Genomic DNA, 24,453 nt, shown 5'->3' with positions numbered 1-24,453 from the left:
CTCATTGGTCCTGTTTGCGGTTGAGGGCCAGTACCTGGGCGGGCAACAGGCGCACCGCGTCGCCGCTGTGCAACAGGTGCGCACCGAGGGCGACGACGACCTGGCCGGGGTTCACGCCGCTGTCGAGCAGGGCGTCTTCCTGGCCGAGGCTGGCGACCTTGACGGCGGCGAAGCTGACCTTGTCATCCGCGCCGATCAACCACACCCCGGTGCCTTGCCCTGCATCGTGCAAGGCGCCGATGGGTACGCGGGTTTGTTGTGCGTGGCCATTGCCTTGCAGGCGCACGGTGATGGTCGAGCCGAGGGCGAAGCGCTCGACGTTACCGTGCAGCACATAACGGGCGCGGTAGGTGCGGGTGGTGGGATCGGCGCTGGCCGACAGTTCGCGCAAGGTCGCCGTCACCGCCTGGTCCGGGGCGCCGAAGGGGAAGGCCAGGGCTTTTTGCGCGGCCTGGTCGCGCTGGTTTTCCGGCAGGTTGACGATGGCTTCGCGGGCACCGTCATGGGCCAGGCGCGCGACGATTTGCCCTTCGGCGACCACTTGGCCGCGGTCCGCCCGCACGTCGGTGATGATGCCGTCGCCATCGGCCTTGAGCACCGAATAAGTGCGGCGGTTCTCGATCTGGCTGGCGTCGGATTGCGCCGCGGCCAACTCGGCCTCGGCCACGCGCAGGTTGGTGGCCGACTGGTCGAAGATCTGCCGTGACACCGCGCCGGTACTGGCCAGGCGTTGGTAGCGGTTTTCATCGTCACGGCGCTGACGCAGCTGGGCCTGGGCGGCGTTGACGCGGTTTTTCGCCGAGCGCAGGGCCAGCTCGAAGTCGCCGATGTCGAGCACCAGCAGGGTGTCGCCACGGGAAACGTGCTGGCCGGGGTCGACCTTGCGTTCGATGACCTTGCCGCCGACCCGGAAGCCCAGGTCGCTTTCCGTACGCGCAGCCACCACGCCGGTGTAGGCGCTTTGCTGAGTGCCGGCGGCTTCGACCTTGGCGGCGAGTACCGGGCGTGGTTGCGGCGCTTGGGCGGTGGTGTCGGCCTGGCTGTTGCAGCCGCTGAGGACGATCAACACGGCCAGGGGCGTGAGAAGGCGCGAGGGGAGAAGGATCATGTCGGGCTCCGGGGATTACCATTGGGCAAAAAATTATGGACATAATTTTTTACGCATATTATGGTCGAAATATAAATAAATCCAGCCTCGGATAATCCCCATGTCGAACGCCCCGGCCCCATCGCGAAGCTTGTTGTTTTTACTGGTGGCCTTGACGGCGCTGGGTGAAGTCTCGACCCAATTGATCATTCCAGGCTTGGGTCTGATCGAGCACGCCCTGTTGGCGTCACCGGGTTCGGCGCTTATGGCACTGTCGGCGTTTGTCGCCGCCTTTGGCCTGGGGCAACTGCTGTTCGGCCCGCTGTCGGACCGCATCGGCCGCCGTCCGGTGCTGATCGGCGGGCTGTTGCTGTATGTGCTGGCGACCTTGTCGATGCTGCTGGTCAATGACATCCAGCAATTTATCGCCGCTCGCGTCGTGCAAGGCCTCGGCGCCTGCGCTGCGCTGGTACTGGCGCGCACCGTGGTGCGTGACGTGTGGAAGGCCGACGCGGGGCCGGCGCTGGCGCTGACCATGATCGGCATGCTGTACGCCATCGTCGTCGCCCCGATGGTCGGCGGCCTGCTGATCAAGCTGCTGGGCTGGCGTGCACCGATCCTGCTGGCACTGGCGATTGGCAGTGGGGTGCTGCTGCTGGCGCTGCTGTTCTTCCGCGAGAGCAACCACTTCCTCGACCCCAAGGCCGGCCACTGGCGCACCCTCGGCGGGCAATACCTGGACCTGCTCAAGGGCCGCCCGTACCGCGCGTTTGCCGTGGCGCTGGCGTGCACCTATGGCGCCATGTTCGCGGTGATCGCCGGTTCCTCGGCGGTGTATATCAATCTGCTGGGCTTGAGCAGCCTGGAGTACGGCATCAATTTCGGCCTGATCGTGTCGATGCTGATCATCGGTTCCACCTACACCCGGCGCAACATCCAGCGCCTGGGGCCGCAACGGATTGTGGCGATGGGCGTGACGCTGGTGGCCATGGGCGGGATTGCCGCACTGGTGATTTATGCGCTGTTTGGTCTGTCGGTGCTGGGCCTGGATATTCCCATTGCGCTGGCAACCCTCGGCGGTGGCCTGGTATTACCCGGGTCTGTGACCGGTGGGGTCATGCCCAACGCTCACCGCGCCGGTTTGGCGGCGGGCTTGATGGGTTTTGCGCAGATGTTCGGCGCGACCTGCAGTGGCCTGTTACTGAGCCACCTGCGCGACGGCAGTGCCACACCGATGATCGTGATCCAGGCGTGTTTTGCCGTGACGGCCTTCGTGGCCTTCCATCTGTTGCGTGAGCGCCGTACCGCGGAGGTCGCGGCGGCTTGAGCTGTCACACTTTGTCCAAGTTATTCGGGGCTGGATGATTACGATTCTCTTTTGAGTCTAATCCGAAGGTCTTCGCCCATGCTGCCTGCTTTTCGTTTCTCGCCCCTGGCCCTGCTGGTTGCAACCAGCCTTCATGCCCACGCCGATGAGCCTGTTGCACTGGAACTCAATGATGTAGTGGTGACTGCATCCGGTTTTGCGCAAAGCGTGGAAGACGCGCCGGCCTCGGTCACCGTGATCGATGGCGAGGCGCTGCGTCGCAAGTCTTATCGCGACCTCGGCGACGCGGTTAAAGACGTGGAAGGCGTGACCGTCAACGGCGGTGCGAATGAAACCGACATCTCCATCCGGGGCATGCCGGCCGACTACACCCTGATCATGGTCGACGGCAAGCGTCAGAGCGCGCGGGAATCGCGGGTCAACGGCAACAGTGGCTATGAACAGAGCTTTGTGCCACCCGCTGCGGCCATCGAGCGGATTGAAGTGGTGCGCGGGCCGATGTCCTCGCTGTACGGCTCGGATGCCATCGGCGGGGTGATCAACGTGATCACGCGCAAAGTCTCACCGACCTGGGGCGGCTCCATCGGGTATGACTATTCGGCGCGCCAGCACAGCGACCAGGGTAATGCACGCCAGACCCAGTTCTACCTCAGTGGTCCGCTCAAGGAAGATTTCCTCGGTTTGCAGGTGTGGGGCCGCTACCTGGATCGCCAGGCCGATGACGACATCGAGCAGACCAATGGCTTCAGCAAGGCTGACCACCGCGACCTCACCGCGCGCCTGGCCTTCACCCCCACTATCGACCACGACATCCTGCTGGAAGCCGGCGCCACGCGCTTGAAGAATGGCGACGGCATGAGCGCCAACTGGGCCACCCGCGAACAGGAAAACAACCGCGATCACTGGTCGCTGTCCCATCAGGGCCGCTGGGGCTGGGCCACCTCGGACATTGCCTTGTCCCAGGAAACCTCCAGCCGTGAAGGCAAGGCGACACCGGCGCAGACTGACATCTACGGGCGTAAACCCGAGATCAAGAACAGCGTGTTTGACGCCAAGCTGGTGGTGCCCACCGCCCACAACGTCAGCACCGTGGGCGTGCAATGGAATAAAAGCGAGCTGACCGACTGGAACCAGGGCCTCGGTGACCGCGTCGACTATAAATTCTCGGTGGTGCAAAAAGCCCTGTTCGCGGAAAACGAGTGGTCGATGACCGACAGCTTCGCGCTGACCACCGGCCTGCGCCTGGATGAGCACGAAGAGTACGGCGCCCACCTCAGCCCACGGGTCTACGGGGTGTGGCGCGCCACCGAGCAGTGGACGTTCAAGGGCGGTGTTGCACGTGGCTTTAAGGCCCCCGAGCTGCGTGCGGTCGTCGAGGATTACGCCTACCTGCGCCGCAACCGCTTCGTGATGTTCGGCAACCCGGACCTCAAGCCCGAAACCAGCACCAACTATGAAGTCTCGGCACTGTGGAGCAACCGCGACAACCTGTCCGGCGGCGTGACGCTGTTCTACAACGACTTCCAGGACAAGCTCTCCACCGTCACCACCGACCGACGCTGGAACGGCTACACCATCATGGAGCGGGTCAACGTCGACAAGGCGATCATCCAGGGCGTTGAGCTCAACGGCCAATGGGACATCAACCCCAGCGTGTTGCTCAAGGCCAACTACACCTACACCGACTCCGAGCAGAAAAGCGGTGCCAACAAAGGTGCGCCCCTGGCCCTCACCCCTGAGCAAAAAGCCAATGTGCGCACGGAATGGACCATTAACGACCGCACCCAGGCCTGGGCTTCGCTGAGCTACTACGGCGAGGAAACCGGCAACACCATCACCACCGACGAACCGGCGCCGGGCTACACCACCGCTGACCTGGGCGGCTCCTACGACGTGAGCGATTCGTTGACCCTCAACGCCTCCCTGAACAACCTCACCGACAAGCGCCTGGACGATGAAACCTACGGCACGGTGAATTACGGCCGCACCTTGTGGATGGGCGCCACGCTCAACTTCTAGAGCGCGGTGGGCAATCGCACCACCGCGCACAGGCCGGCCGGTGCGCGATTCTCCAGCACCAGCTCACCGCCATGGGCCTGGATGCACGAGCGTGCGATCGCCAGGCCCAGCCCCACGCCGCCGTCACTGACACCCCGTTGTACGAAGGGCTCGAAGACTTTGCTCAACCACGCTTCGGGCAAGCCTTGGCCGTGGTCGAGAATCTCGATGCGCAGCCAACCGTTGTCCTCGCGAACCAGGCTCAGGTCGGCATCGCCGGCGTGGCGCAGGGCGTTGTCGATCAGGTTGGTCAGTGCGCGCTTGAGCGCCAGCGGGCGGCAGGTCAGCAGCAACGCGGGTGCGCCGGCCCAGGTGACGGGCTGTTGCAGGCGTTGGTAACGCTTGGCCAGGTCATCCAGCAAGTCGCTCAACGACAGCGTGGTGGTAGCTTCCTGCACCGCGTCATCGCGCACGAAATCCAGGGTTTCACGCACCATTGCACTCAGTTCCCCGAGGCTTTCGAGCATGTCATTGCGGGCTGCGCCGGGCTCCAGCAACTCCACTTGCAGGCGCAGTTCGGTGATCGGCGTATTCAAGTCATGGCTGACTGCTGCGAGCATCCGCGTGCGGCCTTCGACATGCCGGGCGAGGTTGACCTGCATGGTGTTGAAGGCGGCAGTGAGGTCGCGGGCTTCCTGTGGGCCGGTTTCCGCCAGCGGGGCGATCCATTCACCGCGGCTGACGCGCTCGGTGGCTTGGGCCAGGGTCTTGATCGGGCGCACCACGCGGGCAATGAAAAACATCACGATCAGCAGCACCGGCAGGGTCGTCACCGGCAGGCTGTAGGCCAGGACGCGGCCCCATTCATAGGCGCCGGCGGGGTATTGCACGGCATTCAGGTAGGTACCGTTGGGCAGCGGCACGCTGCTGCGCAGGCGCAACGGCGCCCACCCGGCGGGGCTGAACACATGGGTACGGGCGTCGGCGCCGCTGATGCGTTCCAACTGCATGCCGATGGCGGCGGCGTTATCCAGCTGTAATTGGCGCCGCAGCTCGTTGGCCAGGCGTTGTTCTTCCGGGCGTTGCGCAAACGGCGCCACCTCCGGCGTGGGGCCGATCCAGAAGCGCGTGTCGTCGGTGCTCATGCCGGCCAGCAGGTGCGCGGTTTCACTTGGGGTCAGGTCGATTGCCGTGTGATGGGCAATCCCCAGGCGTTCCAGGCTGAAACTGCGCGACAGCGGGTGGATCAGGCTGCCGGTGCGTTGCAAAAACAACATCGCAATGGCGTTCGACGCCAGCAGTGCCAGCAACAACAACAGGCTCAACTGCCGTGCCAGGGTGCGCGGCCACAGCCGGCTCAAGGTGTGCATTCGCTGACCTCGGACGCCAATAGATAGCCGCCGCCCCAGATGGTGCGTAACAGTTCCGGGGTGGCATCGCCCTGGGCCAGCTTGCGGCGCAGGCGGCTGACCTGACGGTCGATGGCGCGGTCGCTGACATCGCTGTCGGCGGCGGCGGTGAGGTCGATCAGGCGTTCGCGGGGCAGCAGGGTGTTGGGGTGGGCGAGGAACACTTGCAACAGCCGGCTTTCGGCAGTGCTGAGCCGGATGGCCGGGCTGCCGTCGCGGCGCAAGGTGGCGCTGGCCACACTAAAGTGCCAGCCGGCAAACTCATAGGCCCGTGCGCCGGCGCCGGGCGCAGTGGGGCCGGTCGCGCGGCCCTGGCGGCGCAGCACGCTGTTGATACGCGCCACCAGCTCCCGGGGCTCGAAGGGCTTGGTGACGTAATCGTCGGCACCCAGGTCCAGGCCGCGCACGCGGTCGGCGGCAGTGTCGCGGGCGGTCAGCAGGATCACCGGCGTGTTGCTGCGCCGATGCAACTGGTTGCACAACTCAAAGCCATCGCCATCCGGCAGCAGCACGTCGAGCACCACCACATCGAACGCCTGGGTCTTGAGCAATTGCCACATGCCGGCCGCGTCTTCAGCGGTGCGCACCTCAAAGGTGTAACGTCGCAGGTACGTGGCCAAGGGTTCGCGAATCTTGCGGTGGTCATCCACCACCAGCACGCGCGGTGCGACAGGCGCAGGGGCAAACGGCATTGCAGCCCTCGAGGGTTGAGCGGGAGAGGGCGGATATTACTACGAGTCATTATCATTAACGCTGTTTTTGTGAGGCTGCAGTCGTAGGTCGTCCTGCCGGTAGGACGATCAAGGTTGTTTTTACCGTCTAGCGCTGAATTGCTGCGAGTTTTAAGGTGTATGCACTTTGGAGGACTACCATGAAAAAACTCATCGGCATCTACACCAGCCCTCGCGCCCATTGGGTCGGCGACGGCTTTCCCGTGCGTACCCTGTTTTCCTACGACTCGATGGGCAAGCACATCAGCCCATTCCTGCTCCTGGACCACGCCGGGCCGGCCGATTTCGCCCCGACAAACCAGCGTCGCGGCGTCGGCCAGCACCCCCATCGCGGTTTTGAAACCGTGACCATCGTCTACGACGGCGAAGTCGAACACCGCGACTCCACCGGCGCCGGCGGCAAAATCGGCCGGGGCGATGTGCAATGGATGACCGCCGCCAAGGGCATCCTCCACGAGGAGTTCCACTCCGCCGCCTTCGCCCGCAGCGGCGGTGCGTTGGAGATGGTGCAACTGTGGGTCAACCTGCCCGCCAAGGACAAAATGGCCGACGCGGGCTACCAGACCATCGTCGACGGCGATATCCCCGCGCTGCCCCTGGCCAACGACGCCGGCCACCTGCGCCTGATCGCCGGTGAATTCGCCGGCACCCAGGGACCGGCGCGCACCTTCACGCCGATCGATGTGTGGGACCTGCGCCTCAACGCCAGCAAGCCCGTCACCCTCGACCTGCACGCCGGGCGCAACACTGCCCTGGTGATCCTGCGTGGCACGGTGCTGGTCAATGGCGAAGAAGTCGCACGCCAAGGTCAACTGGCGTTATTCGAACGCGACGGCCGCCAACTCACCCTGGAGGCCAACGACGACGCCAAGGTCCTGCTGCTCAGCGGCGAACCGATTGACGAGCCTATCGTTGGGCATGGACCGTTTGTGATGAATACCGAGCAGGAGATTCACCAGGCGTTTGCGGATTTCCAATCGGGTCGTTTTGGGCAGATGTAGGATTAAAGGTCGGCCACAAGGTCAATGTGGGAGGGGGCAAGCCTTCTCCCACATTTGTTTTCGCTATACCCCGGAACGGCATTTCATGCGATCTTCCCGTCATTCGCCCTGGAGTCGCCTGGATGCCCTCATTTATCGCTGATCACCCGATGCTGTGCGCCGTGGCGCTGATCTTTATCGACATCGCTGTGTGGCGACTGATCTCTGCCGACCTGGCCAATTGGAAGCTGGCTGCGCGACTGGCGATTTTTGCCGTGTTCAGTGCCGTGCTGTTCAACGACGGCATGAACCCCATGCAACTTGCACCCTATGCCGACAGTACCGCCTTGCACCTGGCCGCCACGGCCCTGCAGATCGGCTGGTGGCTGTTTGCGGCGCGCACGCTGACGGTGTTGCTGGGCGCGGTGATGATGCAGCGGGTGGGTCACACCGGGCGGTTGTTGCAGGACTTGATGGGCGCGGTGATTTTCCTCATCGCGATCATCGCCGCCATGGCCTACGTGCTCGACCTGCCGGTCAAGGGCGTGTTGGCCACCTCCGGCGCGGTGGCGATCATCGTCGGCCTGGCGTTACAAAGTACCCTCAGCGATGTGTTTTCCGGGATCGTGCTCAACACCACCAAGCCTTATCAGATCGATGACTGGATCTCCATCGACGGCACCGAAGGGCGGGTCACCGACATCGACTGGCGCGCCACGCGCCTGCAAACCTCCCAGGGCAGCCTGGCGGTGATTCCCAACTCCCTGGCCGCCAAGGCCAAGATCATCAACTTTTCGCGCCCGGCGGATATGTTCGGCCTGGCGGTCAGCCTGCAGGTCAGCCCCCATGCACGTCCGCAAACCGTGATCGAGGCACTGGAGCGTGCGATGCAGGGGTGCCGGCCCCTGTTGGCCAAGCCGGCGCCGAGCGTGGCATTCAAGACCTCCGCCAGTGGCGGTGTGGAGTATGAAATCAGCGGCTTCGTGCCGGCCATGGCCCTCAAGCGCGAGGTGCGCAACCAGCTCTATGACCTGGCGTTCCGGCACCTGCAAGCAGCGGGCGTGGGCGTGCTGTCCGCCACCGAGAGCAGCGCGCCACCGGCCATGTCCGCCGCGCGGGCGTTGCTGGAGCGTTCGTCGATTTTCTCCACCCTGCGCCAGGAAGAGAAGGACACCTTCAGCCAGAACATGACCCTGCACACCTACCGCGCTGGCGAGATGATCCTGCCGGCGGGGGAGGTCAGCGATCATTTGTTTATTGTCGAGTCCGGCGTGGTTTCGGTGATGTTGACCAAGGGCGGCCACGTATTCGAAGCCGGGCGCATGGGGCCGGGAGAAGTGATTGGCGAGGCTGGGATTCTGTCCGACCAGGCTGCGCTGGCGGACTTTTCCGCCAAGACCTTCTGCACGCTGTACCGCATCGAGAATGAATACTTGAAACCGTGCCTGGACGCGCGCCACGACATCGGTGAGGCGATGAAGGCGCTGCTGGATTTCCGCCTGCACGCCGCCCAGGTCCTGACCCAGGAAGCGCCGGTGGTGCCGGTGAAGAAGGGCTTTTTGCAGTGGTTGCGCAAGCGCGGTCTGTGAGAGGCGAGGGCCTGGAAGTGCTGTACTCGAGGTCGAATGATCGCCAATGCGGGGTTTCTTGACTGTCTCTGACCACATGAGGGCTCGACCTTGATTCGACTCGCCGACTACATTGCCAACCTTGCTCAATCTCCCCTGGCCCCGTGGGCCGGCCTGGCGCCCTGGGCCCTGGTCGCCCAGGCGCCGGCCGTTGTTCGCCAGATGCTCGCCGAACTGCCGGCCGACGAGTACAGCGTGAAGGCCGAAGTCGCCATCCACCGTACCGCCATCGTCGAACCCGGTGCCTTGCTCAAGCCGCCCCTGATCATCGGCGCCCATTGCTTTATCGCCAGCGGCTCGCTGCTGCGCGGTGGGTGCTGGGTGGATGAGCACTGCATCATCGGCCCCGGCGCCGAACTGAAAACCACCTTCATGTTCAGCGGCAGCAAACTGGCTCACTTCAACTTTGTCGGTGATTCAGTGCTGGGCCATGGGGTCAACCTCGAGGCGGGAAGTATCATCGCCAACTACCGCAACGAGCGGGACGACAAGGAAGTGCTGGTACGGGTTGACGGGGTATTGCAGCGCAGCGGCTGCGACAAGTTCGGCGCTTTGCTGGGGGATCAATGCCGGATCGGCGCTAACGCGGTGCTGGCGCCTGGGGCGCTGTTGGTGCCAGGCAGTGTCGTGGGGCGTGGGCGGGTGTTTGATGCCGAGGCGTCCGTATAAACGCGAAGTTGAAAAGATCATGGTGTCCCGGCACGATATTAAATAGAATGAATCTCATTTGAGACTCAATCGCGCCGTGCAGGTTGTTGCCATGAATGATGCTGTTGTCCCCACGCACGCTCCTGAACTGACGCTATCGAGCTTGTACCGTGACCATCGCAGTTGGCTGGAAAGCTGGCTGCGGCGGCGCCTGGGTAATGCCTGGGATGCGGCCGACCTGAGCCAGGATACGTTCCTGCGGGTGCTTGCCAGTGCGCAGCCGATTGCGCAGATGCAGGAACCCCGGGCTTACCTGGTAACGGTGGGCAAGCGCCTGCTGGTGAATTTCCATCAGCGCCGCAGCCTCGAACAGGCGTATCTGAATGCCCTGGCCACCTTGCCCGACACCTGTGTGCCGTCGCCCGAACAGCGCTGGCTGGTGCTGGAAACCCTGCAAGCCCTGGATGAATTGCTCGACGGCTTGCCCGTGCTGGTGCGCCGTGCGTTTCTATGGAGCCAGCTGGAAGGCCTGGGTTACCGCGAGATTGCCGAGCGCCTTGACGTGTCCGAACGTACGGTGAAGCGCTACATGGCCCAGGCCTACGAGCATTGTTTGCTGGTGGAGCTGTGAGCCGCGACGTCGCGCGCGCCGCCGCCCAGTGGCTGGCGCTGCTCGAATCCGGCGCGGCCACCGAGCGTGATCACGCCGCCTTGCAGCACTGGCGCGACAGCCATCCCCAGCATGAACAGACCTGGCAAAGAGCCCAAACCCTGCGCCAGCGTTTCAGCGATTTGCCCCAGGCGCTCGCCATGGCCAGCCTCGACCGCCCGCAACCGGGGCGACGTGCCGTGCTCAAGCGTGCCCTGGGGGTGGCGGCGCTGGTGCCGGCGGCCTGGCTGATCAGCCGGCAGTTGCCCATCGACACGTGGCGTGCCGACTTGCACACCGCCACTGGCGAACGCAAACGCATGCCGTTGGCCGAGGGTGGCAGCCTGCAACTCAATACCGCTACAGCCGTAGACGTGGACCTGGCACAACGGCGCATCACCCTGGTCGACGGTGAGCTGGCGCTGAACGTTCCGGGCGCGGCGGTGATGACGGTGCAAACCCGCTACGGCCAATTGCTCGTCAGCCAGGCCGAGGTGTGCGTGCGGCAACTGCCTTCCGGCTGCCTGGTGTCGGTGCTCAAGGGCGCGGTGCAGGTGCGTGATTTGCGCGCAAACTTGACTACATTGCAGGGTGGCCAGCAAGCGCCGTTGAAAGCAGCCGGGCTGGGCGCTTCAGTGCCATTCGATGTGCTGCAATTAGGCTGGCGCGACGGCGTGTTGACCGCACAGAACCAGTTGCTGGGGGATTTTCTGCGCGAGCTGGAACGCTATCGCCCCGGCGTATTGCGCTGGGATCCCGGCCTGGAAACGCTGCGGGTGACCGGCAGTTTTCGCCTGGATGACACCGACCGCATCCTCAACCTGCTGGCCTCGACCCTGGGGTTGGAGGTGCAATCTCGAACCCGTTATTGGGTGAGCCTGCGCAAGGCGGCGTGATGCGGTTTTGTGGCCAGCCTGCTTGTTGTGGTGAACAGGCTTATTGTGGTGAGTGGGCTTGCTGTGGTGAGCGGGCTTGCCCCGCGCTGGGCTGCGAAGCAGCCCCAATCAGGCTCCCTGTGTTCTGTCAGGTAAACCGCAGCGCCTGGTTTTGGGTCTGCTGCGCAGCCCAGCGCGGGGCAAGCCCGCTCACCACAAGTTACGAGTAGTCCTCGATCACTTAGGCGCGTGGAGGTGCAATCTCGAATGGGTTATCGGGTGAGCCTGCGCAAGCTTATTGTGGTGAGCGGGCTTGCTGTGGTGAGCGGGCTTGCCCCGCGCTGGGCTGCGCAGCAGCCCCAATCAGGTTCCCTGTGTTCTATCAGGTAAACCGCAGCGCCTGGTTTTGGGGCTGCTTCGCAGCCCAGCGCGGGGCAAGTGCGCTCGCCACAGGTTACGAGTAGTCCTCAGATCACGTGGGCACGCTGCAACTCGGTCAAGGCCAGCGCCTTGAGCCGGGCCAGCAACGGATCACGTCGGTCTCTCGGGTGCGGCAGGTCGACCGTCAGCTCCTGGCGAATGCTGCTGGGCCGGTTGTCCATCACCAGTACCCGGTCACTCAGGTACAGCGCCTCATCCACATCATGGGTCACCAGCAACAAGGCGATGGCGTGGTGCGCGGCCAGTTGCAGCAGCAAGTCCTGGAGCTTCATGCGGGTGAAGGCATCCACCGCACTGAACGGTTCATCCAGCAACAGCACCTGCGGGCGTGAATACAGGCCGCGTGCGATCGCCACCCGCTGTGCCATGCCGCCCGACAACGCCTTCGGCAGCGCCTGGGCGAAGCCCTTGAGGCCGACTTCCTCGATCAATTGTGTGACCCAGGCCCTGTCGTAGCGGTTGTCATCGCTGAAACCAATGTTCTGCTCCACCGTGAGCCAGGGCATCAGGCGCGGTTCCTGGAACACGAACGCCACGTCGCCGTCAGGGCTGCGCAGTTCGCCCTGGAAGTCCTTTTCCAACCCGGCGACGATCCGCAGCAGGGTACTTTTGCCACAGCCACTGGGGCCCAGCAGGCTGACCGCTTCGCACGGCTGCAAGGCCAGGCGCACGTCTTTCAACACGGTGGTGCTGGCAAAGCTTTTACGCTCCACCCGAATGTCCAATAACGGCTGGGTACTCATTGTTCCGCTCCTTGGCCAGTGAAGGTGTCGCGCCAGGCCAGGCAGCGTTTCTCCACCGCCGCGAGCAGGCCGTCGCTGATCTTGCCCAGTAGCGCCAATACGATGATGGCGGCCAGCACAATGTCGGGCCGTGAGGTTTCCCGCCCATCGCTGAGCAGGTAACCCAAGCCCTTGGTCGCCGCGATCAGCTCGGCCGCCACGAGGAACATCCACGCCAGGCTCAAGCCACTGCGCAACCCTGTGAACAGGCCGGGCAGGGCCGCGGGCAGCAGGATCCGGCGCACCAGGCGGCGGCGACTGAAACCGTACATTTGCCCGACTTCCACCAGCTTGCGATCAATATCGCGAATCGCCGCGACGCCATTGAGGTACACCGGGAAAAACGCGCCAATGGCGATCAGCACAATCTTCGAGGTTTCATCGATGCCCAGCCAAAGCAGCAGCAAGGGCACCCAGGCCAGGCTCGGGATCGAACGCAGGCCGGCGAAGGTCGGCTCCAGATAGGCTTCGGCTTCACGGCTCAAACCGACCCAGGCGGCAAACACCAGGGCCAGGCCGGCGCCGATGGCAAAGCCCAGCAGCACGCGGGCGAGGCTGGCGCTGATGTGTTTCCACAAGGCGCCCTCGGCCAGGTCGGTGAGGGTCACGACGATCTCGCTGGGCGCCGGCATCTGGTAGGACGGCAGCCAGCCCACCCGCACGACCCCTTCCAGGATCATCAGAATCAGCACCGGCAAGGCCAGGCCTTTGAACCGGCGTGGCCAGGCGCTGCGCTGGCTGGCCACAGGTACCGGAAGCGGTAATGCCTGGCTTTTGCTGGTCATCGCGCGCCCCTTATTGCTTCGACAGGGTTTGGCCGAACGAAGGGTCGATCAGTTGATCGATCACCTGGTCCACATTCACCCCACGACGCACCAATTCCTCGGACACCAGGATCGGCGCCGCCGCCTTCGACGACTGCACATCCTTGGCGCTCAACAATGGCGTGCTCAGATCGGTGCGCGACAATTGCAGCTTGGCCACTTCCAGCGGCAGGCCGGATTCATCCGCCAGCAACCTGGCGAATTCATCCGGGTGCTTCACCGCCCAATCCCGGGCTTTTTCATACGCCCCGAGCACCTTGGTGATGGTTTGTGGGTGTGCCTTGGCGAACTGCTCGGTGACGCTCACCACGCCATAGCTGTTGAAATCCTTGTTGCGGTACAGCAGGCGCGAACCGGCCTGGATTTCACTCGCGGCCATGTGCGGGTCGAGGCCGGCCCAGGCGTCCACGTCACCTTTTTCCAGGGCGGTGCGGCCGTCCGGGTGTTGCAGGTGCACCAGTTCCACGTCGTCATTTTTCAGCCCGGCCTGTTGCAGGCTGCGCAGGGTGAACAGGTACGGGTCGGTGCCTTTGGTTGCGGCGATTTTCTTGCCCTTCAGGTCGATGACGCTGTTGAGCGGCGAGTCCTTGCGCACCACCAGGGCGGTCCACTCGGCGCGGCTGTAGACGTACACCGATTTGATCGGGCTGCCATTGGCGCGGCTCAACACGGCGGACAAGCTGGCGGACGAAGCGAAATCCACGCCGCCGCTGTTGAGGTATTCCAGGGAGCGGTTGCTGCCCTGGCTGAGTACCCAGCCGACCTTGCTGTGGGGCAGGGCCTGTTCCAGCCAGCCGAAGTGCTTGAGCACCAGGCTGACCGGCGAGTAGTAGGCGTAGTCGAGGTTGACTTCGGCGGGATCGGTTTCGGCGGCATAGGCATGCGCCTGCAGGCTCAGGATGAGGGCGCAGGCGCCGAGTAGACGCTGGGTGAAGGGTTTCATGGAACAGCTCCGGACAAGGCGTTGAGAGAAGGCTTTTCTTATATTCAGAAAGATGATTTTTAATGTGTCATCATGCTTTACAGGAATATGCAGTCTCTATGCCAAGGTCACCGCTACCCCGCGTAGATATCGTCTTAACCGTAAATATCGCCTTATCCAAATCCGCAGCTGCTACGGGGGGGAGCAAATTGTTGATCGGCTGTTGGTGAGGCAACAGTGCGCATATGTTTTTATGGAATAAATAAAGAGTTATATATTCCTTTTAATGTTCTACGCGATAGCGCACTTTGAAGGCCTGCGCATTCGTGCGGATTGACCCAACAGCCAAAAGGAAAGCCGACATGACCATTAAAGCGATCAACGTGCGCAACCAGTTCAAGGGCGTGATCAAGGAAATTCTGCTGGGGGAGGTGGTGTCCGAAATCGACGTGCAAACCGCGTCCGGCATCGTCACCTCGGTGATCACCACCCGCTCGGTGCGTGACCTGGAATTGAAGGTGGGCAGCGAAGTGATTGCCTTTGTGAAGTCCACCGAAGTGTCCATCGCCAAGCTGTGACACCCACCGGATGTGGGAGCGCCGCTCCCCCATCCATAAAGCCTGCCTCAGCGCTGCTGCAGCGCACGCTCCATACGTTGCAGACCCTCTTCCAGCAAAGCCCGTGGGCAGCCGAAGTTCAGGCGTACGAACTGCTGGCTGTCGTCACCGAATTCGATCCCCGCACTCAGCCCGACCTTGGCCTGCTCCAGGAAGAACTGCTGTGGGTCGTCCAGGCCCAGGGCGCTGCAATCCAGCCAGGCGAGGAAGGTGCCTTGCGGCGCATGCATCACCACGCCGGGCAAGCGGGTTTGCACGGCATCGAGCAGGTAATCGCGGTTGGCTTGCAGGTAGTGCTTCAGCGCGTCGAGCCATGCGCCGCACTGGCTGTAGGCGGCGCGGGTGGCTTCCAGGCCCAGGGGGCTGACGCTGTCGACCATGCCGCAGCGGGCCTGGTTGAAGCGCTCGCGGATCTCGGCGTTCTGGATCACCGCAAAGCAGGTCTTCAGGCCGGCCACGTTGTAGGCCTTGCTCGCCGACATCAGCGTGATGGTGCGCTGGGCAATCTCCGGGCTGAGGCTGGCGGTGGGGATGTGGCGGCGACCGTCGAAGCACAGTTCGGCGTGGATTTCGTCGCTGATGATCAGCGCGCCGTTTTCCAGGCAGGCAGTGGCCAGGGCCAGCAGTTCTTCACGGGGGAAGACCTTGCCGATGGGGTTGTGCGGGTTGCTCAGCAGCAGTGCGCCGGCGCCGGTCAGGGCCTTGCGCAGGGCGGGCATTGGCGTGATGTATTCAGCGTTGTTCAATTCGAACGGTACTTCGATGCGCGGCAGGTTCCAGTGGCCGGGCGCCAGGCGAATCGGCCGGTAGTTGGGGGTTTGCAGCACCACCGGCTGGCCCGGTTGGACGAAGGCGTGCAGCGCCATATTGAAGCCAGGCTCAACACCAGGCAGGAACAGCAGGTCGTCGGGCCGCACGCGCCAGGCGTACTTGGCCCACAGGTCGGCCACGATGGCCTCGCGTACATCCGGGCCGGCCACGCTGTAGCCGAGAATCTGCTGGTCGAGGCGTGCGTGCAGGGCCTGCAGCACGGCGGGCGGCGCGGCGATGTCCATGTCGGCGATCCACATCGGCAACACATCGGCCGGGTAGCGATTCCATTTGGTGCTGCCAGTGCCGAGTCGGGGGTGGATCGTATCGAAATCAAAGCTCATGAAGGGGCTCGTGTCAGGGAGGGCAGGCGGGAATGGCGATGATTCTAACGGGATAAAATCCAGATGCCAGCCCCGTCTTTACAGGCCCTGGCTGCCCCGAATCAAGTCATACGCCTTGCGCGCAATCGGGTTCGCCGTATTCGGCCGAATCCACAGGTAATACGTGACCTCCGGCAACCTCGGCAACCCATCCGTTTCGCCCAGCACGCGCATGTCCGGGCCGAGCATTTCCATGCTGCGCGGCGTCACGCCCAGGCCCGCGCGAGTGGCCGCTTTAATCCCGATCAGGTTCGAGGCCAGGTACGCCTGGCGCCAGGGAATGTTCGCCCGTTCCAGTGCTTCCAGTGCGTAACGCCGATAGATGCTCGGCTCATCCACCAGGATCAGCGGCAGCGGTTCGCTCGGCTGGTGGATGTACTGCGCCGAACAGATCCACCACACCGGCGACGTACGCAGCGCAAAGCCTTCCAGGTTCGGGTCGGCGCGGGTGGAGATCACCATGTCCACCTTGCCCCGGTGCAGGTCGTCCATCAGGAACGGACTGCGGCCCACGTCGATCTCCAGGCGCAGGCGCGGCGCCGAGCGGGCGATATGGCTGAGGATCGGCGGCAGGATGGTGTCGGCAATATCGTGGGGCGAGCCGATGCGCAGCACACCGCTCAGGCTGCTCTCGCGCAGGGAATTCAATGCATCGTCATTCAGCGCCAGCATCTGCCGCGCATGACGCAGCAGTTGCAGGCCGGGCTCGGTCAGTTGTTTTTGCCGGCCGCGCTTCTCGAACAGGCTGACCCCCACTTGCTGCTCCAGGCGCTGCATATGCTGGGTCACGGACGACTGGGTGCGCGCCAGGTGCGTACCGGCTTCGGCGAAACTGTGGTGGTCGACCACGGCGATAAAGGTGCGCAGGAGTTCAAGGTCGAGGGTCGACATGGCCATTTCCAGGGGCGGTTTTATATCAAGGACGTGAAGTTAAACATTACAGATATTTATGCTTTTCTGAAGATTATTTTTGCGTGGGCCAATAAATAAAGGGTTATGCCAAAAATGAAGGCGGGGCAGACACGGCAAGTTATAACGATATGAGATATTTGCATTTCCGTTGCCTGCGCACTCTCCCTAGCATGCCCCTCCATCAGGTCGGGGTACGCCGATCATTCGCCAGGGGGAAGTCCAATGATGTTGAAGAAATGGTTGCCGGTGGCCCTGGGGTCGATGATCGCCCTGGGCGGCAGTGTGGCGGCGCAGGCCGATGCGACCCTGGACAAGATCGAGCAGCGCCATGTGCTGGTGGTGGGCGTGTTGTTGTCCGGCGGGCCGTTTGGCAGCATCGATCCGGCCACGCAGCAGCCCAAGGGCTTGAACGTCGACCTGGCCAATGAGCTGGGCCGTCAACTCAAGGCCGAGGTGCAGCTGGTGCCGGTATTGCCGGCCAATCGCGTGCAGTTCCTGCAACAGGGCAAGGTCGACCTGCTCATCGCCAATATGGAATGGACCGCCGAACGCGGTGAAATCCTCGGCTTCGTGCCGACGCCGTTCTACCGCGTCGGCGGTGCGGCTGCGGTGCTCAAAGACAGCAATATCACCCGCTGGGAAGACCTCAAGGACCAACCCGTGTGCACCTCCCAGGGCAGCAGCTACGTCAAGCCGCTGACCGAGTTCGGCGCGCAGCTCAAGGCGTTCAAGAGCTCGTCCGAATCGCTGCTGGCCCTGCGGGGCAACAACTGCGTCGCGGCGGTGCACGACTCTACCCTGATCAACCCATTGATCAACGACAGTGCCGAATGGAAGGACTACCGCGTCCTTGGTCCGGAGCTCAACCCGGCACCGTCGGTGATCTGGACCCGTCGCGGCGAGAATGACACCCAGGCCAGGCTCGATCCGATCGTCAAGGAACTGCACCGCAGCGGCTGGCTGATCGAGGCCCAGACCCGCAACCGTATCAGCCCGGCATCGCCGGCCCTGGTGGAATTGCAGAACCAGTTCAAGGGCGCCTGAGCATGAACCTGAAAACCTTCACCGCACTCGGCCTGGCCCTGTGCGCGGGCCTCGCCCATGCCGACGCCACCCTCGACAAGATCCAGCAACGCCACGCCATCAGCGTCGGCGTGATCCTCAGCGGTCCGCCGTTCGGCACCATTGATCCCAAGACCGGCGAACACCTGGGCTACAACGTCGAGCTGGCCAAAGGCATCGGCCAGGCGCTGGGCGTCGAGGCCAGGACCGTCTCGGTACTGGCGCCCAACCGCGTGCAGTTCCTGCAACAGGGCAAGGTCGACATCCTGATCGCCAATATGCAGTTCACCGAAGAGCGCGCCGAAATCCTCGACTACGTGCCCACGCCCTATGAAGAAGTCGGTGGCGCTGCGTTGATTCGCAAAGGCGCCGGCATCCAGCAGTGGGCCGACCTCAAGGGCCAGCCGGTGTGCGTGTCCCAGGGCAGCAACTTCATCAAGCCTTTGCAGGAGACCTACGGCGCACAGATCAAGGCGTTCCGCAGCCAATCCGAATCGCTGCTCTCGCTGCGTGGCAATGGTTGCGTGGCTGCCGTACATGTCAGCCCGACCATGCATGCGCTGCTCAGCGATGCCGAGTGGGCCGGTTATGAAATCCCGTTGCCTGGCGATTTGATCCCGTCGAAATCGGTGATCTGGATTCGCAAGGGCGAGCACGACACCCAGGCCAGACTCGATGCCATCGTGAAGGGCTGGCATAAAAGCGGCTTCCTGATCGCCCTCGGCGAGCGCACCGGTATGGCACCGTCCCAGGCCTTGCGCGACCTGCATGAGCAGTTCAGCCATGAGTGATGCGCTGTTCGCCACCTTGCAACAACTGCTCGGCGCGGCCCATGTACAAACCAGTGATGAGGCGGCGCACCGCCTTACCGATAAACAGGGCCGCTACAGCGGGCGGGTGGTTGCGGCGGTGCACCCAGGTAATACCGAAGAAGTTGCCGCGGTGGTGCGCGCCTGTGTCGCGTTGAAAGCGCCCATCGTGGTGCAGGGCGGCAACACCGGCCTGATGGCCGGCGCGACGCCGGATGCCAGCGGGCGCTCGGTGTTGCTGTTGCTCGACCGCATGAACCGTGTGCGCAATGTCGATACCGACAATGACACCCTCACGGTAGAGGCCGGCTGCATCCTGCAAAACATCCAGGACCTGGCCCGCGAGGCCGGCCGTCTGTTTCCGTTGAGCCTGGGCGCCGAAGGCAGCTGCACCCTCGGCGGCAACCTCGGTACCAATGCCGGCGGTACCGCCGTGCTGCGCTATGGCAACACCCGTGAGCTGACCCTGGGCCTGGAGGTCGTCACCGCCGAAGGCGAGATATGGGATGGCCTGCGCGGTTTGCGCAAGGACAATACCGGCTACGACTTGCGCGACCTGTACATCGGCAGCGAAGGCACCCTGGGCATTATTACTGCCGCCACCTTGAAGCTGTTCCCGCTGCCCAAGGCCCAGGCCACCGCATTGTTGGCCTTTGATGAGCTGGCCCAGGCGGTGGCGTTCCTGTCCCACGCCCGTGCCGGTTTTGGCGCCAATCTCACCGCTTTCGAATTACTCAGCGCCGATTGCCTGGCCTTGCTGCGCGACCAGTTCCCTGACGGTCCCCAGCCGTTCAGCTGCGCGAGCCAACCCTGGTTTGCCTTGCTTGAACTCTCTGACAACCACGGCGAGAGCCATGCCCGCGAGGCCTTTGAGCGCGTGCTCGGAGAAGCCTTCGAGCACGCATTGATCGCCGACGCCCTGATCGCCGAGAGCCTGGCGCAAAGCGACGCCTTGTGGCTGCTGCGCGAGAACATGAGTGAGGCGCAGAAACGTGCCGGGGGCAACATGAAGCACGACATCTCGGTGCCGATTTCTCAGGTGGTGGCCTTCGTTGCCCACACCGATGCAGTGCTCCAGGAACATTTCCCCGGCGTGCGCAACTTCACCTTCGGCCATCTGGGCGACGGCAACCTGCATTACAACGTGGCCCATCCGCTGGATTCGACGGTGGAAGCGCATATGGCCCATTACGCGCAATTGAGCGCGCTGGTGCACGACAGCGCCCACGCCCACGGCGGTTCGATCAGCGCCGAGCATGGCATCGGCCAGCGCAAGGTCGGCCTGCTCGGCCGCTATAAAAGCCCGGTGGAACTGGACCTGATGCGCCGCATCAAGCAGGCGCTGGATCCGCACAACCTGCTCAACCCCGGCAAAGTCCTCGAGGTTCAGCCATGACCGTACGCCTGTCCCGGCGTGTGCAGCGAGTGTCGCTGTCCGCCAACGCCGCGGCCAAATCCCGCGCGACTGAATTGCGCGATGCCGGTCGCGACATCCTCGACCTCACCACCGGCGAGCCGGATTTCGACACGCCCGGGCACATCAAGCAGGCCGCCTGCGCAGCCATCGCTGCCGGCGCGACCAAATACACACCGACGCCGGGCGTTAAAGCCTTGCGCATCGCGGTGCAGCGCAAGCTGGCCGAAGAAAACCAACTCGACTACCCGCTGGCGTCCATCGTGATTGCCAATGGCGCCAAGCAGATCATCTTCAATGCCTTCGCCGCCACCCTGGATGACGGCGATGAAGTGCTGGTGCCGACGCCGTATTGGCCGTCTTTCCCGGACAGCGTGCGTTTCAATGGCGGCGAACCGGTGTTTATCGAATGCGGCCTGGAGCAGGGCTGCAAGCTGCTGCCCGCGCAATTGGAGCAGCACATCGGCGCACGCACACGCTGGCTGATCCTCAATGGCCCCGGCAACCCCAGTGGCGCGGTGTACAGCGAAGCCGAGCTGCAGGCGCTGGCCGAGGTGCTGCGGCGTCATTCCCACGTATTGATCCTGCTGGACGAGCTGTATGAACACATCCGCTTCGATGGTCGCCCGGCGCAGAGCCTGTTGAATGTCGCGCCGGATTTGCAGGCGCGCTGCCTGCTGGTGGGCGGCGTGTCCAAGACCTATGCCATGACCGGCTGGCGCATCGGCTTTGGGGCGGGGCCGAAAACCCTCACCGACGCCATGGCGGTGGTGCAATCCCAATCCACTTCCGGCGCCTCATCGGTGGGGCAGGCCGCAGCGTTGGCGGCGTTTACCGGCGGGTTGGACTTCCTCGCGGAGCAGGTCGCAGCCTATCAATTGCGCCGCGACATGCTGGTCGAGGCGCTGAAAAATATCGATGGACTGGATGTACTCGAGCCCCAAGGCGGCTTCTTCGTCTTCGTGCGTTGCGCCGGGCTGGTGGGGCGTTCTCTTCCGGACGGCCAGCGCATCGACAACGATGCCGATGTGGTGGCCTGGCTGCTGGAGGAAGGTGTGGCCGGCGTGGCGGGCAGTGCCTATGGCCTGTCGCCGTGGTTCCGCCTGTCCATCGCCACCGCGACCGACAGCGTTGCCGAAGCCGGGCGGCGTATCGCGACAGCCTGCGGAAAATTGCAATGATGGAGCTTTTCGTCGATTGGGCCGCGCGTATCGGCCTGAACTACACCTTCCTGCTCGACGCCTATCAGCGCGGCAGCCTGGTCCAGGGCGCGCTGACCACCGGGCTGCTGTGCCTGTTCACCATCCTCGGCAGCCTGCTGGCGGGGATCACACTGGCGGCGATGCTGACTTCAGGCAACCCGTGGCTGGCCAAGCCGGCGCGGGTGTTTGTGGAGGTCACGCGCAACACGCCGACGCTGGTGCAGCTGTACTGCGCGTTCCTGGTGTTGAACATGCTGCTGACCCAGGCGGTCGGCGCGGCCAACCCGCTGACGCCGTTCGCCTGGGTGGTGATCGTGATTTCCCTGCACAAGGGCGCGTTCCATGCCGAGGCCTTGCGCGCCGGCATCGAAGCGGTGCCCGCCGTCACGCTGGAGGCCGCCAGCTCCCTGGCCTTCAGTCGCCGCCAGTTGCTGTGGAATGTGCAGTTGCCCCTGGCGCTGCGCTTCGCCTTGCCGTCGCTGATCAATAACTTGATCGACCTGGTGAAGATGACCGCCGTGGCCTCCGCGATTGCGGTGGGCGACATCACCTACGCGGCGATCATGATCTGGACCCAGAGTGACAACGTGCTGGAGCTGATGCTCCTGATCCTGAGCTTTTTCGGCCTGCTGAGTTTTATCGTCAATTGTGTGGGGCGCTGGCTCGAAGCGCGCCTGAGGATGCCCGGCTATGGCCATTGATTCATTTCCCGTGCTGTCGGCGTTGTGGCAGTGGTCGCCGGCGCTGGTGGCCGGTTTTGGCCAGAATATTCTGATCAGCCTGCTGGCGATTGGCATGGGTTCGGTGCTGGGCCTGTTGATCGGTGCATTGGCATTGTCGCCCCTGGGCGTTGTGGCGCGGCTGTGGGTGCAGGTGTTTCGCAATGCGCCATGGCTGGTGCTGATCTACTTCACCACCTATGTGTTCCCGTTCGAGATCCGGATCGGCAGCAGCTACGTGTCGTTCCCCGATTGGATCAAGGTCACCCTCGGCCTGGCCTTGCCGGCCAGCGCCAATGTCGCGGAAATCTTCCGTGGCGCCATCGGTTCGATCCCCAGCACCCAATGGGAAGCCGCGCGGTCCCTGGCATTCACCCGTGGCCAGCTGTTTCGCTCGATCATCCTGCCGCAGTGCTTCAAGCGCATGTTGCCGCCGTGGATGAACCTCTACGCGGTAGTCACCATGGGCACCGCGCTGGCCTCGCTGGTGGGCGTGCATGATGTGATCGATACCGCGCAGATCGCCAGCAACACCGTGAACATGACCGGCTTTACCGTGGTGATCTACCTGAGCCTGCTGGTGCTGTTCTTTGCCTACTGCTACCCGATTTCCCGCCTGACCCAACACCTGGAGCGCCGTTATGCCTTCTACTGAACCCCTGGTGAGCCTGCGGGATGTGCACCTGTCGTTCGGCGCCAACCCGGTGCTCAAGGGCATCGACCTCGACGTGCTGCGCGGCCAGGCCGTGTCGATCATCGGCCCGTCGGGCTCGGGCAAGTCGACGATCCTGCGCTGCATCACCGGGCTGTTGCAGCCCCAGCGCGGCAGCATTCGCGTGGATCAGACCCAGGTCGACAGCCTGGTCCAGGAAGCCCAGCGCATCGAGCTGCGCAAGCGCGTCGGCTTTGTGTTCCAGCAATACAACCTGTTCCCGCACTTGTCGGTGCTGGAAAACCTGGTGATCGCCCCGCGCAAGGTGCTCGGTCGCAGCCGTGCCGATGCGGAAAAAGACGCGCGGGCGCTGCTGGCCAAGGTGCGCATGGAGCATAAGGCCGATGCGTACCCCGGCCAGTTGTCCGGCGGCCAGCAGCAGCGCGTGGCGATTGCCCGCGCCCTGGCGATGCGCCCGGAGCTGATCCTGTTTGACGAAGTGACCTCGGCGCTCGACCCGGAAACCGTCGGTGAAGTGCTGACGGTGATCCGCGAGTTGACCGAAGAGGGCATGACCTGCGTGCTGGTCACCCATGAAATGCGCTTCGCCGAAGAGATCAGCGACGTCGTGTACTTCACCGAAAACGGCGTGATTGTCGAGCATGGCAGCGCCACGCAGATCTTCCAGAACCCGGGCAACGAACGCACCCAGACGTTCCTGCGCCATGCCTTGGGCGATTCGGGGCGCCGTGGCCCCATCCACCATGACCCGTACCTGTTGACCCATTTGAGCCGTTACAGCCTGTCAGTCTGATAAGAGGAAAACCGTGATGAGCAACGCAAACCGTGCCGCCGTGATCGAGGCGTTTTTGCAGCAGATCCGCGTCATCAACCAGCGCGGCGTAGACCGCGCGGCCCTGGTGGACATCGTCGGCCTGCTGGAGCAATTGGCCGAGCGCCGCGACCTGTTCAACTTCGAGGCATTCCCCGCACCTGTGCCAGGGCAGGGCAGCACCGCGTTCCGCTATCGGCTGAACGACGACGGCGATACGCCGACCCTGTACCTCAACTCGCTGTTGCCGGGCAAAAGCACGCTGCCGCACAACCATGAGACCTGGGCGATCATCAGCGCGGTGGAGGGCCAGGAGATCAACTACGTCTATGCACGCAATGATGAAGGTCGCGAGCCGGGCTTCACCACCCTGAGCCTGGAGAAAGAAGTAATTGTGCAGCCGGGCACGTCGATCTCGTTCCTCGGTGAAGACCTGCATGGCATCAAGGTTGAAGGTGAGCAGGCAACGTTGCATTTCCACCTGTATGGCTTGCCGCTGGAATCCCTCAATGGCCGCTACGGCGTGGACGCGGACGGCCGCATCCTCAACTACAACGCCTCGCAGATGGCGCCGTCTATTCGCGCTTACTGATCGCGGGGTGTCAACCGGATCAAATGTGGGAGGGGGCTTGCCCCCGATGGCAGAGTGTCAGTCACCGGATGGATTAACTGACACGCCCTCATCGGGGGCAAGCCCCCTCCCACAGTTGGTGTTGCAGTCACTTTTCTCTTAATTGTTG

The 24,453-nt window shown here is 63.5% G+C and carries 24 protein-coding genes; 16 read left to right on the top strand and 8 right to left on the bottom strand.

The window, feature by feature from the left end:
* Window position 1: 1 nt before the first annotated feature.
* The gene (locus NIBR502773_RS00930) at window positions 2-1,108 is read right to left on the bottom strand and encodes an efflux RND transporter periplasmic adaptor subunit (RefSeq protein ID WP_141155097.1); all 1,107 of its coding nucleotides are present in this window, start codon (window positions 1,106-1,108) and stop codon (window positions 2-4) included.
* Between the two features lie 100 nt (window positions 1,109-1,208).
* On the opposite strand from NIBR502773_RS00930, the gene NIBR502773_RS00925 reads away from it, so the two are divergent.
* Window positions 1,209-2,414 carry a multidrug effflux MFS transporter gene (locus NIBR502773_RS00925; RefSeq protein WP_141155096.1) on the top strand — a complete coding sequence of 402 codons (1,206 nt, stop codon included), beginning with the start codon at window positions 1,209-1,211 and terminating at the stop codon, window positions 2,412-2,414.
* 78 nt (window positions 2,415-2,492) lie between these two features.
* Window positions 2,493-4,433 carry a TonB-dependent receptor domain-containing protein gene (locus NIBR502773_RS00920; protein WP_141155095.1) on the top strand — a complete coding sequence of 647 codons (1,941 nt, stop codon included), beginning with the start codon at window positions 2,493-2,495 and terminating at the stop codon, window positions 4,431-4,433.
* Here NIBR502773_RS00920 and NIBR502773_RS00915 read toward each other — a convergent pair.
* Both NIBR502773_RS00915 and NIBR502773_RS00910 read right to left on the bottom strand, forming a co-directional pair.
* Entirely contained in the window at window positions 4,430-5,749 is a 1,320-nt protein-coding gene (locus NIBR502773_RS00915; protein WP_168209028.1) for a HAMP domain-containing sensor histidine kinase, read from the bottom strand. The genes NIBR502773_RS00920 and NIBR502773_RS00915 overlap by 4 nt on opposite strands.
* 20 nt (window positions 5,750-5,769) lie before the next feature.
* Window positions 5,770-6,513: a response regulator transcription factor gene (locus NIBR502773_RS00910; protein ID WP_141155093.1), complete on the bottom strand. Its 744-nt coding sequence runs from the start codon at window positions 6,511-6,513 to the stop codon at window positions 5,770-5,772.
* A 179-nt stretch (window positions 6,514-6,692) separates the two neighbouring features.
* On the opposite strand from NIBR502773_RS00910, the gene NIBR502773_RS00905 reads away from it, so the two are divergent.
* The 5 genes from NIBR502773_RS00905 (at window position 6,693) to NIBR502773_RS00885 (ending at window position 11,353) form a co-directional block, all read left to right on the top strand.
* On the top strand, window positions 6,693-7,553 hold the full coding sequence (locus NIBR502773_RS00905) for a pirin family protein (RefSeq protein ID WP_141155092.1): 861 nt from the start codon (window positions 6,693-6,695) through the stop codon (window positions 7,551-7,553).
* Window positions 7,554-7,675: 122 nt separating this feature from the next.
* Entirely contained in the window at window positions 7,676-9,121 is a 1,446-nt protein-coding gene (locus tag NIBR502773_RS00900) for a mechanosensitive ion channel family protein (RefSeq protein ID WP_141155091.1), read from the top strand.
* A gap of 90 nt (window positions 9,122-9,211) precedes the next feature.
* The gene (locus NIBR502773_RS00895) at window positions 9,212-9,829 is read left to right on the top strand and encodes an LpxA family transferase (RefSeq protein WP_141155090.1); all 618 of its coding nucleotides are present in this window, start codon (window positions 9,212-9,214) and stop codon (window positions 9,827-9,829) included.
* 91 nt (window positions 9,830-9,920) lie between these two features.
* A complete protein-coding gene (locus tag NIBR502773_RS00890; protein ID WP_027607930.1) occupies window positions 9,921-10,439 on the top strand; it encodes a sigma-70 family RNA polymerase sigma factor in 519 nt (172 codons plus the stop codon).
* Entirely contained in the window at window positions 10,436-11,353 is a 918-nt protein-coding gene (locus NIBR502773_RS00885) for a DUF4880 domain-containing protein (RefSeq protein ID WP_141155089.1), read from the top strand. Before NIBR502773_RS00890 ends, NIBR502773_RS00885 begins: the two co-directional genes overlap by 4 nt.
* A 446-nt stretch (window positions 11,354-11,799) precedes the next feature.
* On the opposite strand, the gene NIBR502773_RS00880 is transcribed toward NIBR502773_RS00885, so the two are convergent.
* The 3 genes from NIBR502773_RS00880 to NIBR502773_RS00870 are packed head-to-tail and all read right to left on the bottom strand — an operon-like array spanning window position 11,800 to window position 14,322.
* The gene (locus tag NIBR502773_RS00880; protein WP_141155088.1) at window positions 11,800-12,516 is read right to left on the bottom strand and encodes an ABC transporter ATP-binding protein; all 717 of its coding nucleotides are present in this window, start codon (window positions 12,514-12,516) and stop codon (window positions 11,800-11,802) included.
* Window positions 12,513-13,340: an ABC transporter permease gene (locus tag NIBR502773_RS00875; protein WP_141155087.1), complete on the bottom strand. Its 828-nt coding sequence runs from the start codon at window positions 13,338-13,340 to the stop codon at window positions 12,513-12,515. Before NIBR502773_RS00875 ends, NIBR502773_RS00880 begins: the two co-directional genes overlap by 4 nt.
* Window positions 13,341-13,350: 10 nt before the next feature.
* A complete protein-coding gene (locus NIBR502773_RS00870; protein WP_141155086.1) occupies window positions 13,351-14,322 on the bottom strand; it encodes an aliphatic sulfonate ABC transporter substrate-binding protein in 972 nt (323 codons plus the stop codon).
* Window positions 14,323-14,663: 341 nt separating this feature from the next.
* Here NIBR502773_RS00870 and NIBR502773_RS00865 point away from each other — a divergent pair, with 341 nt between their 5' ends.
* Complete coding sequence (locus NIBR502773_RS00865; RefSeq protein ID WP_003173733.1) at window positions 14,664-14,879, top strand: molybdopterin-binding protein; 216 nt, start codon at window positions 14,664-14,666, stop codon at window positions 14,877-14,879.
* Between the two features lie 47 nt (window positions 14,880-14,926).
* On the opposite strand, the gene NIBR502773_RS00860 is transcribed toward NIBR502773_RS00865, so the two are convergent.
* Both NIBR502773_RS00860 and NIBR502773_RS00855 read right to left on the bottom strand, forming a co-directional pair.
* Window positions 14,927-16,072, bottom strand: coding sequence for a MalY/PatB family protein (locus NIBR502773_RS00860; protein WP_141155085.1), 1,146 nt, complete (start codon window positions 16,070-16,072; stop codon window positions 14,927-14,929).
* Between the two features lie 78 nt (window positions 16,073-16,150).
* A complete protein-coding gene (locus NIBR502773_RS00855; protein ID WP_370671275.1) occupies window positions 16,151-17,002 on the bottom strand; it encodes a LysR substrate-binding domain-containing protein in 852 nt (283 codons plus the stop codon).
* A 243-nt stretch (window positions 17,003-17,245) separates the two neighbouring features.
* On the opposite strand from NIBR502773_RS00855, the gene NIBR502773_RS00850 reads away from it, so the two are divergent.
* The 8 genes from NIBR502773_RS00850 to NIBR502773_RS00815 are packed head-to-tail and all read left to right on the top strand — an operon-like array spanning window position 17,246 to window position 24,305.
* A complete protein-coding gene (locus NIBR502773_RS00850) occupies window positions 17,246-18,067 on the top strand; it encodes a transporter substrate-binding domain-containing protein (protein ID WP_141155084.1) in 822 nt (273 codons plus the stop codon).
* A gap of 2 nt (window positions 18,068-18,069) precedes the next feature.
* Window positions 18,070-18,876: a transporter substrate-binding domain-containing protein gene (locus NIBR502773_RS00845; RefSeq protein WP_115486155.1), complete on the top strand. Its 807-nt coding sequence runs from the start codon at window positions 18,070-18,072 to the stop codon at window positions 18,874-18,876.
* Window positions 18,869-20,290: an FAD-binding oxidoreductase gene (locus NIBR502773_RS00840; RefSeq protein WP_141155083.1), complete on the top strand. Its 1,422-nt coding sequence runs from the start codon at window positions 18,869-18,871 to the stop codon at window positions 20,288-20,290. The genes NIBR502773_RS00845 and NIBR502773_RS00840 overlap by 8 nt, the downstream gene beginning before the upstream one ends.
* Window positions 20,287-21,489, top strand: coding sequence for an aminotransferase class I/II-fold pyridoxal phosphate-dependent enzyme (locus NIBR502773_RS00835; protein ID WP_141155082.1), 1,203 nt, complete (start codon window positions 20,287-20,289; stop codon window positions 21,487-21,489). The genes NIBR502773_RS00840 and NIBR502773_RS00835 overlap by 4 nt, the downstream gene beginning before the upstream one ends.
* A complete protein-coding gene (locus NIBR502773_RS00830) occupies window positions 21,486-22,211 on the top strand; it encodes an amino acid ABC transporter permease (RefSeq protein WP_027607919.1) in 726 nt (241 codons plus the stop codon). The genes NIBR502773_RS00835 and NIBR502773_RS00830 overlap by 4 nt, the downstream gene beginning before the upstream one ends.
* A complete protein-coding gene (locus NIBR502773_RS00825; protein ID WP_141155081.1) occupies window positions 22,201-22,884 on the top strand; it encodes an amino acid ABC transporter permease in 684 nt (227 codons plus the stop codon). Before NIBR502773_RS00830 ends, NIBR502773_RS00825 begins: the two co-directional genes overlap by 11 nt.
* Window positions 22,871-23,695, top strand: coding sequence for an amino acid ABC transporter ATP-binding protein (locus NIBR502773_RS00820; RefSeq protein WP_141155080.1), 825 nt, complete (start codon window positions 22,871-22,873; stop codon window positions 23,693-23,695). Before NIBR502773_RS00825 ends, NIBR502773_RS00820 begins: the two co-directional genes overlap by 14 nt.
* Before the next feature lie 16 nt (window positions 23,696-23,711).
* Window positions 23,712-24,305 (top strand): cysteine dioxygenase, encoded by a 594-nt coding sequence (locus NIBR502773_RS00815; RefSeq protein WP_092489207.1) that lies wholly within the window; start codon window positions 23,712-23,714, stop codon window positions 24,303-24,305.
* Window positions 24,306-24,453 lie beyond the last annotated feature (148 nt).

This window comes from Pseudomonas sp. NIBRBAC000502773, from assembly GCF_006517195.1.
In the GTDB taxonomy this organism is placed as follows: domain Bacteria; phylum Pseudomonadota; class Gammaproteobacteria; order Pseudomonadales; family Pseudomonadaceae; genus Aquipseudomonas; species Aquipseudomonas marginalis.
This window is presented reverse-complemented; position numbering and strand designations above follow the sequence as displayed.

Coding starts and splice junctions, on each gene's coding strand:
- NIBR502773_RS00905 (WP_141155092.1), top strand. CDS start 6,693: ATGAAAAAACTCATCGGCATCTACACCAGCCCTCGCGCCCATTGGGTC.
- NIBR502773_RS00830 (WP_027607919.1), top strand. CDS start 21,486: ATGATGGAGCTTTTCGTCGATTGGGCCGCGCGTATCGGCCTGAACTAC.
- NIBR502773_RS00890 (WP_027607930.1), top strand. CDS start 9,921: ATGAATGATGCTGTTGTCCCCACGCACGCTCCTGAACTGACGCTATCG.
- NIBR502773_RS00835 (WP_141155082.1), top strand. CDS start 20,287: ATGACCGTACGCCTGTCCCGGCGTGTGCAGCGAGTGTCGCTGTCCGCC.
- NIBR502773_RS00930 (WP_141155097.1), bottom strand. CDS start 1,108: ATGATCCTTCTCCCCTCGCGCCTTCTCACGCCCCTGGCCGTGTTGATC.
- NIBR502773_RS00845 (WP_115486155.1), top strand. CDS start 18,070: ATGAACCTGAAAACCTTCACCGCACTCGGCCTGGCCCTGTGCGCGGGC.
- NIBR502773_RS00840 (WP_141155083.1), top strand. CDS start 18,869: ATGAGTGATGCGCTGTTCGCCACCTTGCAACAACTGCTCGGCGCGGCC.
- NIBR502773_RS00925 (WP_141155096.1), top strand. CDS start 1,209: ATGTCGAACGCCCCGGCCCCATCGCGAAGCTTGTTGTTTTTACTGGTG.
- NIBR502773_RS00875 (WP_141155087.1), bottom strand. CDS start 13,340: ATGACCAGCAAAAGCCAGGCATTACCGCTTCCGGTACCTGTGGCCAGC.
- NIBR502773_RS00860 (WP_141155085.1), bottom strand. CDS start 16,072: ATGAGCTTTGATTTCGATACGATCCACCCCCGACTCGGCACTGGCAGC.
- NIBR502773_RS00900 (WP_141155091.1), top strand. CDS start 7,676: ATGCCCTCATTTATCGCTGATCACCCGATGCTGTGCGCCGTGGCGCTG.
- NIBR502773_RS00820 (WP_141155080.1), top strand. CDS start 22,871: ATGCCTTCTACTGAACCCCTGGTGAGCCTGCGGGATGTGCACCTGTCG.
- NIBR502773_RS00865 (WP_003173733.1), top strand. CDS start 14,664: ATGACCATTAAAGCGATCAACGTGCGCAACCAGTTCAAGGGCGTGATC.
- NIBR502773_RS00920 (WP_141155095.1), top strand. CDS start 2,493: ATGCTGCCTGCTTTTCGTTTCTCGCCCCTGGCCCTGCTGGTTGCAACC.
- NIBR502773_RS00825 (WP_141155081.1), top strand. CDS start 22,201: ATGGCCATTGATTCATTTCCCGTGCTGTCGGCGTTGTGGCAGTGGTCG.
- NIBR502773_RS00850 (WP_141155084.1), top strand. CDS start 17,246: ATGATGTTGAAGAAATGGTTGCCGGTGGCCCTGGGGTCGATGATCGCC.
- NIBR502773_RS00910 (WP_141155093.1), bottom strand. CDS start 6,513: ATGCCGTTTGCCCCTGCGCCTGTCGCACCGCGCGTGCTGGTGGTGGAT.
- NIBR502773_RS00815 (WP_092489207.1), top strand. CDS start 23,712: ATGAGCAACGCAAACCGTGCCGCCGTGATCGAGGCGTTTTTGCAGCAG.
- NIBR502773_RS00855 (WP_370671275.1), bottom strand. CDS start 17,002: ATGTCGACCCTCGACCTTGAACTCCTGCGCACCTTTATCGCCGTGGTC.
- NIBR502773_RS00870 (WP_141155086.1), bottom strand. CDS start 14,322: ATGAAACCCTTCACCCAGCGTCTACTCGGCGCCTGCGCCCTCATCCTG.
- NIBR502773_RS00880 (WP_141155088.1), bottom strand. CDS start 12,516: ATGAGTACCCAGCCGTTATTGGACATTCGGGTGGAGCGTAAAAGCTTT.